Raw genomic sequence first — 10380 nt, 5'->3', positions numbered from 1 at the left:
CGATCTTAGCTTCCTCTGTTTATTCAGGTCCACACGCCACAACAATGACATATTATTGAAAGAAGTTAAGTTTTGMMSAMCARASMMSAKKKTACTGCGGTAACACGTGGGAGAGTAGGTCGGTGCCAAATCTTAATCAAAACCCTGTAGATCATATCTGCAGGGTTTTTGTGTTTATACTCATTTCTGGAAATTTTCCTGATGAAAATACAATGTTAAAAAATGCTAAATCTTCATTAGAGATACAATAAAACCGTATAATTGTATTTTACGTTAATCCTATAAAAAGCACTTTTGATGAAATTAAGATATATATTGCTTTTTGCATTTAGCTTTATCTTGAGCAACGCTGCATTTTCGCAAAGTAAAGATGTGAAGCTTCCTTCCAATTGGTATAATCTGGATTTAGTTGCCGATGGATATTTTGGTATAAGTACCGAAAAAGCATATAAAGAATTACTCAGCAATAAAAAGCCTAAACAAAATGTGATTGTCGCCGTAATTGATGGAGGAGTTGATATTAATCATGAGGATTTAAAGGACGTACTGTGGACTAATAAAAAAGAGATTCCAGATAACGGAATAGATGATGATGGTAATGGATATATAGATGACATACACGGGTGGAATTTTATAGGATCGAAAAAAGGTAATCTGGCATATGATAATCTGGAGTTAGTGAGGATACTTAGAGTGTATGGACCTAAGTACGTATCAACCATTAGATCTACAGTATTAGATAGTACTCAAAAGGAAGAATATGCTTTGTACCTTAAAGCTAATGCGGAATTTGGGAAGAAGTACAACGATGCTCACTATACATTTGGAATTGTAAGTATCATTAATAAGGTTCTGGATTCAGTTGCAACTATTAATAATAAGAAGATTCCATCATTAGAGGACATTGATAAATATGTGGCCGATAATGATGATGAGGAGCAGGTGAAAAAGATTATAAGAGGTGGATCTAAGGACAGTGGAGGAATTGATAAATTCTACAAGGAGATGAAAGATGCCTATAAGCAATATGATGTAATGCTTAAATATAATTTGAATGTGAAGTATGATCAGCGGCAGGAACTAGTTGGTGACGATTATGCAAACGCAAAGGAACGTTTATACGGGAATAAAGATGTTGCCGGGCCTAATGCAGAACATGGTTCACATGTTTCGGGTATAATAGGAGCGAACAGGTCCAATTCAATTGGGATTAATGGAATAGCCAATAGTGTTAGTATAATGGCGATTAGAGTTGTACCAGAAGGGGATGAGAGAGATAAAGATGTTGCTAATGGAATTAGATATGCAGTAGATAACGGTGCTAAGGTTATTAATATGAGCTTTGGTAAAGGCTATAAATGGAATAAGGAAGTTGTTGATGAAGCGGTAAAATATGCTGAACAGAAGGGTGTATTGTTAGTTCATGCGGCTGGAAATGATAACGAGGATGTAGACGTTAAAGAGAATTATCCAAATAAATACTTTGATGGACCAGAGGCTGCTGCATATAAAAAGTCGATTAAAAAAGATGCACTTTCAGCGTTGCCATTTAAGATCGAGCAAAATCAGATGCAAAATCAAGGTATGAGAAGAGGCCCTAATTCCGTTGTTGTTAAAAAGGCCGCAATAGATACAGCTAAATTTAGACTGCCGCATGCGGTTAACTGGATAGAAGTTGGAGCAAGCGCATATGCAAATGACGCAAATTTAAAGGCATCTTTTTCAAATTATGGTAAATATAATGTAGATGTATTTGCACCAGGTTTTATGATTAATTCAACGGTTCCGGGCTCAAAGTATGAAGAGTTTGACGGAACTAGTATGGCAGCTCCTGTTGTATCTGGTCTTTCAGCACTGATTTTGAGCTACTATCCGGATCTTAAGCCTAACCAGGTCAGAGAGATCATAATGAAGTCAGTGTCTAAAGTATTACAGAAAGTTAAATACAAAAATGAAAGAGGTGAGACTGTCCGAGTACCCTTCTCCGATCTTTGTGTTAGCGGGGGAATCGTAAATGCTTATGAGGCTTTAAAGCTTGCAGAGCGTTATCAATCAAAATAAATAGCCTTCTTCTATTTCTGAGTTATTTCTTTCAAACTTAAGTAGCCACTTTTTCTTATCTATTCCGGCAGCATAGCCGGTCATATTTCCGTCGCTGCCTATTACGCGGTGGCAGGGTACTATAATAGCTAAACGGTTTCGACCGTTTGTTGATGCAATTGCACGAATCGCTTTTGGATTGTTCATCATTTCGGCCTGTTCTTTATAAGAGCAGGTTTTTCCATACGGGATTTCCTGAAGCGTTTTCCAGACTGCTTGCGAAAAATCATTGCCAGGAGTGTGTAGTGGAACAAAAAAGGTTTTTCGTTTTCCTTCGAAATATTCAGTTAACTCATTTTCCAATTGATCTAGATACGAATTCCTTCCTGCTACCATCACTGCGTTTAGTAGATTTTGCAAATCAGTGAATTCTTTTTCTAATCTGATCCTGTTGGTAAATTCCAGCAGACAGACACCTTTTGATGTGGCACCTGCCAGCATAGGACCTAAAGGGGTAGCAATCTCTGTCATGTTTATTATGGCATCCTTATCAGAGGATATGGAAGATTTTTCAAATATCCATGGATACCGATCAGTAAAACCTGTATTGTCAGTGAGAGATGTATTATTCATGTTTATTGTCGGATTTAATTCGTAACAGACCAGTTCTTTTATGTTAGTAAATACTGTAGCGTTTGTATCATTTAATATTTCCTAAAAATAGGCAATGAATCAATAAGATGGTACCCGATTCTTGCTTATTTCCATTATCCTTAATGTTGTTTTAAGGCTTCTATATAATCAGTTTTTTCAGAGGCCCCAATAATAATATGGGGTTGTTTAAATTTTGCCAGAATAAAATTAGATATCAACCGCCTTGTCCTTCCGTTTCCATCCGGAAAAGGGTGGAGATAAATAAAGAACTGGTGGAATCTCGCGCTGATATCAAGTGGGTGAAGTTCTGCTTTCTCAATAGCATCCTGAGTTGACTTAAGTAGGTCGAGCTGCGATTTATCTTGTATGAGCATTGTGAAGCGATATGAACTTTGAGAATGGTGTGAACAATAGGTCTGATGGTCAATAGGGCAGTTCCACCTTGCATTTGGTCATATGCAGATAGCTGCTCGTCAATAATCTTTTCGCTTTCAAGTTCAGCTCCCGTTCTTCGTGTCTGATATACAATAAGATCAGATACAAAACATGAAAACACTACGTTATTTTTTTACCATAGCTGGTATTACTTTCGGATCCTCTCTATTTGCGCAAACTGGATTCTCTGGGAAAATTAAGGCTGAATATGTTCCTTTCTCCAACTATGTCAGACCAATAGATAGCCTTAAGACAGGATCTACCAGCGACTTTAAGCGAATTCAGGCGGCTTTTAGTATTCCCATTTCAACAACATTAGATGAACTGGGGAGGCCAAAAAGCTGGGCTGTTGGAGTCGAAGGCTCTTATGCTAAAATGAGAAACCGTAATTACGAGGAATCTTTATTCCCCACAGAAATGCTCAATGCACAGATTGGTTTAATCCATTCCAGGCACATCAGTCAAACCTGGTCAATTATGGCGATGGCTTCTGTAGGGGTTTATACCGATATGGAAGAAATTTCTTCAAAAGACCTGCTTGTCCAGGGTGGTGTTTTGTTCATTAAACACTTCAATCCGAGATTGGCACTAGGGGTAGGACCTATATTAACCAATACCTTTGGCGTTCCTATGGTTCTGCCGGGTTTATATTTCAACTGGTCTACCCAAGGTCGGTACAAGCTACAAATTAATTTTCCCAATGGAATCGAATTTGGCGCGAAATTGAGCGATGCCGTAGAACTTAAAACTATAGTAGAGCTGAGTGGTATGACTGCCGAAGTAAATCGAAATAATACTTCAATGCTTTTAGGCTATCAACAGGTTGTTGCTGGTTTGCGTCCTGAAATTAAATTGAGTAAGTCATTATCAATTGAGTTGACTGCTGGTACATCACTTGCCCGCTCCTTTAGTTTGACCAGTAGAAGATTAAAGGATTTCTTTAAGATGAAGGATGAAGCGGATCCTCGTTTTACGACCACATTTTATGGCTCTGCTGGATTATCATGGAATTTCTCCAAACGCTAACGACTTAAAAGTTTATTGTAAACCACCTCTTTTAATAAATCTTCCCGGCGGGTTCTGGAAATTGGAAGTTCTTGCCCATTGATGAATAGTCTGCCTCCTGAAACCTGATCAATATGTGCAATGTTGATCAGGTAAGATTTATGAATTCTAAAGAAGTTATCCCTTGGAAGTGTTTCTTCCAGGGATATCATCGTTTGGTGAATCACCAGTTCCTGATCTTTAAAATGGAGTTTGGCATAATTCTGCATACCTTCAATATATAAGATATCAACCCAGGATATCTTTCGGAAGCTATCACCCTGTCTAACGTATAAAAATGTATCTACAGGTTGCGGATGTCGTGGGCTTAAGCTCATCATATGCATCTGTCTTGCTTTCAAGACAGCTTGGTAAAAGCGTTTAAACGGGATTGGTTTTAATAAATAATCTACGATCTGAAGTCGGAAGCCTTCTAACGCATGTTCCGAATAAGCGGTGGTTAGGATGGTAAATGGGGGATTTTCCAGCGACTCTAAAAAATCAAGCCCAGATAAATAAGGCATATTAATGTCCAGAAAAAGAAGATCGATATTTCCTTTTCTTATGTATTCAGAAGCTTCCATTGCCGAAGAACAGGAGCCTGCAACAGTTAGAAAGTCTAACTTTTCAATGAAATCAATAATTCCGGCCCTTGCCAGGGGTTCATCATCAATAACCAGGCACTGCATTGCAGGTTCCGTCTGTAAGGAGTTTGAGTTGAGTGTTGTGGTCATCAATTTGATGTGTTTAATTGTAGGCGCAAATGGACCTTATAACTCGATTCTGTTTTTTCAATATTTAGTTCGTGTTTTTCCGGGTATAGGATTTCCAGTCTTTTTTGAACGTTGGTTAAGCCTATTCCTCCAGTGTCTTGTTTGCGTGGCTGTTGTGCCGAATTGGAATTTTCAATGTTCAGATCTAGCATGTCGTCTGATTGTTTTAATGTCAAATGTACATAGCCCTTTTCTGTAGGTAAACGAGATACATGTTTAAATGCATTTTCTATGAAGGGTACCAGCAATAATGGAGATATTTCACTTTTGCCATTCTGAATGGTCCAGGTATATTTCACTTCAAGTTCATCTGCCCATCTGATTTGTTCTATCGCAACCAAATCTTTAAGGTATTTCAGTTCCTTTTCCAATGACACAAATTCGCGGTTACACTCATACAACTGATACCGGAGAATATCTGAAAAACGGATTAATAATACAGAAGCGCGGTCAATGTCTTTCTGCATAAGTATATGAATATGATTAAGTACGTTGAACATCAGATGCGGATTGATCTGATCCTGTAAAATTCTGAGTTGCGCTTCCAGATGTACCTTAAGTAATTGCTCATGATTTTTCTCCATGAGGCTATGTTCCTGGTAAAACCGCAGGCCGCAAGCTGTAGCATTAATTAGAATTGCAGAGGGGAGGTTGCTGTAAAACCTAAGCAGAGATTCGCTATAGGCTTCCATTCTTTCGGGAGTATCGAAAGCAGTCCCCATTACATAATGTTTATAAAACCACAATGGGATAACGGTTAATACAAAAGCTAGAAGCAAGGTCATTAAAAGGSKWTSGMYTRYRRWTKWMTWMAYWTTWYSTWWTRSRAKRRCRKTYRRYARMARARCWWSAMKMAMKGTNATKRRMMRSMWYNNTGGCNTRCWRNTKACWWNATKYKWSCKWTTKYAWWAYYNCGKNTAYMMSMTKRWRRTYTTTTATCATTTGTGCCCAAATGGATATACCCAGCAGAAACCAGTATAAACAGATAAATAGCCAGTGTTTATTGAGTAGAGTCTTTTTCATATAAAAGATAGACTGTCCGAAAGGTTACAGTTCATAGAGAGCCATTCCGTTCGGACAGTTTGAAATAGAAGGTAAAAGTAGAAAGAATTTTAGAAGATCACGAAGCCGATGCTGGCCTGGAAGGAATCAGGTTTTGCCTTAAATTCTTTAGTGATACTGGTCAATGCACCTTCATATTTTAAATCGAGGGTTAATTTTCCAATATCTACACCAGCCCCCACCTGATAACCGGCATTAGATTTGTCGAATTTCTGAAAAGATTGGGATACTTTTTTCAAGACTGAAGCTTTGTCATTGAGTACATAAGAATAAACGCCACCACCGAAAACTCTTAAGTTTACATTGTCCGACTGTAATAACTTGTAGCCAATCAATACCGGGACTTCGATACTGTTCCATTTAGCTTGTTTAGTTCCAATAGCGCTATTTTCCATTTTTGATTTTTTTTGGGCATACAATAGTTCAGCCTGGACATACAACTTTGAAATGTTTATTCGTGTGAACATTCCTCCGTGATATCCCAGAGAATATTTGGAGTCTAGGTTGCTATTTGACAAGGAAAGGTTAGAGAAATTTGCTCCTCCTTTAAAGCCGATGTGTATTGGCATTTTGCTTTGCGATTTCACCTCATTGGCTATGAACGTTATACCTATAAGGAGTAACGGTAACAGATTTTTCAATTTTAATTGTGGTTTCATTTTTTTTTATTTTCTACAAAAGAGTGGAATCCTGCGTTGCTCTTCAAAATGATTTGACCAATTGTAGGTCTGCATTGACAGATGGCTAATCGGAAATGCTTAATCCATGGTACTCCCTACGATATTCTATCCCATGGTAATTCAGAATTAAAATGTTAAGTTGATAGTTTTATGGATCAATACCAAAACTATCAACTTAACTCTTGCTCTACAACTTGTGGGATTGATCCGGGATTGATCCAAAAATAGCTATTAAGGCCCATTTAGGGCGTAAAAAAAGCCTCTAGATATGAATCTAAAGGCTTTTAATCAGTAGCGGGGAGCAGGATCGAACTGCCGACCTCAGGGTTATGAATCCTGCGCTCTAACCATCTGAGCTACCCCGCCGGGCGTCTTTTTTCTAAAGAGTTGCAAATATAGAATAAATTACTTTTCTTTAGAAACAAATATTAAAAAAATAGTCTAATAATTCAGAATATAAGTGTTTAACGATGTCGGAAAAGAAAAAATTTACGTTAGAATATGAATTGAGGTCGTCTCCACGTATTTTATTTAGTTTTATTAGTGAGCCAAATGGATTGTCTCAATGGTTTGCAGATGATGTGATTTTCAGAGATCAGGTATATACTTTCACATGGGACGATGAAATACAGAAAGCAAAGTTGCTTAGCATAAAAGAAAATAAATCTGTAAAATTTAAATGGGTGGAAGATGAACCACACTGTTATTTTGAAATGGAAATTGTGCAGGACGAATTGACAAATGACGTAGCCCTTTCAATAACCGATTTTGCTACTGATGAGACATTAGCTGAGCGCACCCTTATTTGGGATAATCAGATTAACTACCTGCACAGTGTAATTGGTGCCTAGTTTTTCAATAGCTTTGTCTACATTTGTATATTGAAAAAGATTCATTTACTTCTACTCAAAGCATTTATAAGGCCCTTCTTCGTCACATTTTTTATTGTGATGTTTATTTTGCTAATGCTTTTTCTATTTAAATATGTTGATGATTTAATCGGAAAAGGATTCGAATGGTATATTATACTTGAGTTAATGTATTATGCCTCTGCGGCAAATGTGTCCATGGCGCTCCCATTGTCCATTTTATTATCATCGATAATGACTTTTGGAACGTTGGGGGAGAACTACGAACTGGTAGCCATTAAATCGGCAGGGTTGTCGTTGCAAAAGGCAATGAGGCCTCTTTTTGTGCTCATTATATTTATTGCAATAAGCTCCTTCATATTTTCAGATTATATGCTTCCTAAAGCCAATTTGAAGTATGGCTCGCTTTTATGGGATATAACGAACAAAAAGTTATCTTTTCTAATTAAAGAAGGGGTTTTTAATAATAGTATTCCAGGCTATTCCATTAGGGTCAATAAAAAAGGGAATGACGGTGTTTCATTGTATGATGTAATGATTTATGATCATACAAATACAAATGGAATGGCTAAGATCATCATTGCTAAAGAAGGTAAAATGTATAGCAATGATAAGTTCCTTTTTCTAAAGCTAAAAAATGGCGTTAGGTATGAAGAATCGAGTGGCCGTAATACCTATAATAATCCGAGACAGGAATTAACACGGATGAGATTTACTGAGACTGATCAGAAGTTTGACATTTCCAGTTTTAAAATGAGTAGAACTGATGAGCAGGATTTTAGAAATAATACTCAGATGTTGAATTTAAAGGGGCTGACAAGGAAAAGAGATTCCTTAACCAAGGAGCTGGACAGTGTAAATAAGTTCTCCTCAACCACTATAAATAGCTATTACAGGCAAAATAACTACTCCAAGGGATATACCGCTGTTAAAACCCCTGCAAAAGTAATAAAGGGAGACATTTTGAAAATGCTTCCCGAGAAACAGAGATTGGCAATTATTCAGAGTGCTTTGGACCTGGCAACTTCTGTAAAACAAACAACCTCCGGACGGGTCACGGATTATGAAGATAGAACCAGAAGTATAATAAAAGTACAATTGGAATATCAGAGAAAGTTTACACTTGCAGTGTCTTGTCTCTTATTGTTCTTTATTGGGGCGCCGCTGGGCGCTATTATAAGGAAAGGTGGACTTGGTTTGCCTGTGGTAATGGCTATTGTGTTTTTTCTTTTGTACCATATCATCGCTACTGTTTCTGAAAAATCTGCAACAACTGGATCTTTAAGACCTTTCTTTGGAATGTGGCTTGCAATATTTATTTTATCGCCCCTGGGCGCATTCTTAACTTATAAGGCAACAGTGGATTCTGCTTTATTTGATGTAGGATATTTTAAACAAATATTTATAAATCTCTTTAAAAAGAAAAAATCGAGTAACAGCAGTCAATAATATCTATATCCTTTAATGGGGGTAAATACCTAATATTCATTACTTATTTATGATAGTTTATAACGTAATATTGGTTTTGAAGATTGTAACTTTGCACCGTAAATCTTACTAATTAATCAGGCTACTTATTTGTTACTTGATTATTGATATATTCAGAAAAATGGAAATCAAACTAGATACAATAGAAGAAGCTATTGCAGAAATAAAGGCGGGTAAAGCTATTATTGTTGTAGATGACGAGGATAGAGAGAATGAAGGTGATTTTATTACTGCCGCTGCCAACGCTACTCCTGAAATGATAAATTTTATGGCTACCTATGGCCGAGGCTTAATTTGTGCCCCTTTAACAGAAGAAAGATGTGATGAATTAGGTTTAGATCTAATGGTGGGAAAAAATACCGCAGCCTATGAAACTAACTTTACTGTTTCAGTTGATTTAAGAGGTCATGGCTGTACAACTGGTATTTCTGCATCCGACAGATCAAAAACCATTAAGGCCTTAATCGATCCAAATATTGATCCGGCTGAATTGGGGAGACCAGGCCACATTTTCCCATTAAGATCTAAAGATGGGGGAGTATTAAGACGTTCCGGACATACCGAAGCATCTGTAGATTTAGCTAAACTTGCAGGAATGGAACCTGCTGGTGTATTGGTTGAGATTATGAAGGATGATGGAGAGATGGCCAGATTGCCTGACCTGATTAAGATTGCAGCACAACATCAGCTTAAAATAATTAGTATAAAAGATCTTATTGCATACAGATTAAGTAAAGAAAGTCTAATAGAGCAGGAGGTGACTGTAAATCTACCAACTCAATGGGGCGATTTTAAGATGACCGCCTATACGCAGATAGATACAGGAGCCACACATTTGGCAATTAGTAAAGGTGAATGGACTATTGATGAGCCTGTATTGACAAGAGTACATAGCTCTTGTGTTACCGGTGATATTTTTGGATCTTGCAGATGCGATTGCGGGCCTCAATTGCACAAAGCAATGGAGATGATCGATAAGGAAGGTAAAGGAGTAATCGTTTATATGAATCAGGAGGGAAGAGGTATAGGGCTTGTTAATAAATTACGTTCATATAACTTACAAGATGCCGGACTGGATACTGTTGAAGCGAATATAAAATTGGGTTTCAAAGGCGATGAGAGAGATTACGGGGTTGGAGCTCAAATACTAAGAGCACAGGGCATTACTAAAATGAGACTGATGTCTAATAATCCTACTAAACGTGCGGGTTTAATTGGCTATGGTTTAGAGATCGTAGAAAATATTCCAATTGAAATAGAAAGTAATATTCATAATGAGCAATATCTTAAAACAAAACGTGATAAGATGGGGCATCAAATAATGAAGGGCTAAAA

At 37.2% G+C, this 10380-nt stretch carries 10 protein-coding genes and 1 tRNA gene; 5 read left to right on the top strand and 6 right to left on the bottom strand.

Translation table 11 applies throughout. The annotated features are described in order from the left end of the window. Positions 1 to 297: 297 nt before the first annotated feature. Positions 298 to 2061: a S8 family peptidase gene (locus tag N824_RS17340; RefSeq protein ID WP_048906417.1), complete on the top strand. Its 1764-nt coding sequence runs from the start codon at positions 298 to 300 to the stop codon at positions 2059 to 2061. On the opposite strand, the gene N824_RS17335 is transcribed toward N824_RS17340, so the two are convergent. After that, positions 2053 to 2673 (bottom strand): methylated-DNA--[protein]-cysteine S-methyltransferase, encoded by a 621-nt coding sequence (locus tag N824_RS17335; RefSeq protein WP_052334187.1) that lies wholly within the window; start codon positions 2671 to 2673, stop codon positions 2053 to 2055. The two genes, N824_RS17340 and N824_RS17335, sit on opposite strands and share 9 nt — an antisense overlap. Before the next feature lie 140 nt (positions 2674 to 2813). Beyond that, complete coding sequence (locus tag N824_RS17330) at positions 2814 to 3068, bottom strand: Fic family protein (protein ID WP_048906416.1); 255 nt, start codon at positions 3066 to 3068, stop codon at positions 2814 to 2816. 172 nt (positions 3069 to 3240) lie between these two features. Between N824_RS17330 and N824_RS17325 the strand changes: the two genes are divergently transcribed. Next, positions 3241 to 4155 (top strand): DUF6268 family outer membrane beta-barrel protein, encoded by a 915-nt coding sequence (locus N824_RS17325; protein ID WP_048906415.1) that lies wholly within the window; start codon positions 3241 to 3243, stop codon positions 4153 to 4155. Here the strand turns inward: N824_RS17325 and N824_RS17320 are convergent. From N824_RS17320 to N824_RS17305, 4 genes are all read right to left on the bottom strand, one after another. Next, on the bottom strand, positions 4152 to 4907 hold the full coding sequence (locus tag N824_RS17320; protein WP_200869903.1) for a LytTR family DNA-binding domain-containing protein: 756 nt from the start codon (positions 4905 to 4907) through the stop codon (positions 4152 to 4154). The genes N824_RS17325 and N824_RS17320 overlap by 4 nt on opposite strands. Next, positions 4907 to 5731, bottom strand: coding sequence for a sensor histidine kinase (locus N824_RS17315; protein WP_052334184.1), 825 nt, complete (start codon positions 5729 to 5731; stop codon positions 4907 to 4909). The genes N824_RS17320 and N824_RS17315 overlap by 1 nt, the downstream gene beginning before the upstream one ends. A gap of 327 nt (positions 5732 to 6058) precedes the next feature. Next, positions 6059 to 6667: a porin family protein gene (locus N824_RS17310; protein ID WP_048906414.1), complete on the bottom strand. Its 609-nt coding sequence runs from the start codon at positions 6665 to 6667 to the stop codon at positions 6059 to 6061. Between the two features lie 313 nt (positions 6668 to 6980). After that, a tRNA-Met gene (locus tag N824_RS17305) sits at positions 6981 to 7054 on the bottom strand. A gap of 104 nt (positions 7055 to 7158) precedes the next feature. Here N824_RS17305 and N824_RS17300 point away from each other — a divergent pair. The 3 genes from N824_RS17300 to N824_RS17290 all read left to right on the top strand — a co-directional run bounded on the left by N824_RS17300 (position 7159) and on the right by N824_RS17290 (position 10378). Continuing rightward, positions 7159 to 7539: an START-like domain-containing protein gene (locus N824_RS17300; RefSeq protein ID WP_048906413.1), complete on the top strand. Its 381-nt coding sequence runs from the start codon at positions 7159 to 7161 to the stop codon at positions 7537 to 7539. Positions 7540 to 7569: 30 nt separating this feature from the next. Continuing rightward, positions 7570 to 9006 carry an LptF/LptG family permease gene (locus N824_RS17295; protein WP_048906412.1) on the top strand — a complete coding sequence of 479 codons (1437 nt, stop codon included), beginning with the start codon at positions 7570 to 7572 and terminating at the stop codon, positions 9004 to 9006. Between the two features lie 160 nt (positions 9007 to 9166). Beyond that, positions 9167 to 10378 (top strand): bifunctional 3,4-dihydroxy-2-butanone-4-phosphate synthase/GTP cyclohydrolase II, encoded by a 1212-nt coding sequence (locus N824_RS17290; protein ID WP_048906411.1) that lies wholly within the window; start codon positions 9167 to 9169, stop codon positions 10376 to 10378. The last annotated feature ends 2 nt before the right edge of the window (positions 10379 to 10380 follow it).

Origin of the sequence: Pedobacter sp. V48, from assembly GCF_000523515.1 — a bacterium.
Classification (GTDB): domain Bacteria; phylum Bacteroidota; class Bacteroidia; order Sphingobacteriales; family Sphingobacteriaceae; genus Pedobacter.
The sequence above is the reverse complement of the archived record's forward strand: the minus strand, read 5'-3'. Positions and strand labels throughout refer to the sequence as shown.

Coding starts and splice junctions, on each gene's coding strand:
- N824_RS17300 (WP_048906413.1), top strand. CDS start 7,159: ATGTCGGAAAAGAAAAAATTTACGTTAGAATATGAATTGAGGTCGTCT.
- N824_RS17310 (WP_048906414.1), bottom strand. CDS start 6,667: ATGAAACCACAATTAAAATTGAAAAATCTGTTACCGTTACTCCTTATA.
- N824_RS17315 (WP_052334184.1), bottom strand. CDS start 5,731: ATGACCTTGCTTCTAGCTTTTGTATTAACCGTTATCCCATTGTGGTTT.
- N824_RS17340 (WP_048906417.1), top strand. CDS start 298: ATGAAATTAAGATATATATTGCTTTTTGCATTTAGCTTTATCTTGAGC.
- N824_RS17325 (WP_048906415.1), top strand. CDS start 3,241: ATGAAAACACTACGTTATTTTTTTACCATAGCTGGTATTACTTTCGGA.
- N824_RS17290 (WP_048906411.1), top strand. CDS start 9,167: ATGGAAATCAAACTAGATACAATAGAAGAAGCTATTGCAGAAATAAAG.
- N824_RS17335 (WP_052334187.1), bottom strand. CDS start 2,673: ATGAATAATACATCTCTCACTGACAATACAGGTTTTACTGATCGGTAT.
- N824_RS17330 (WP_048906416.1), bottom strand. CDS start 3,068: ATGCTCATACAAGATAAATCGCAGCTCGACCTACTTAAGTCAACTCAG.
- N824_RS17320 (WP_200869903.1), bottom strand. CDS start 4,907: ATGACCACAACACTCAACTCAAACTCCTTACAGACGGAACCTGCAATG.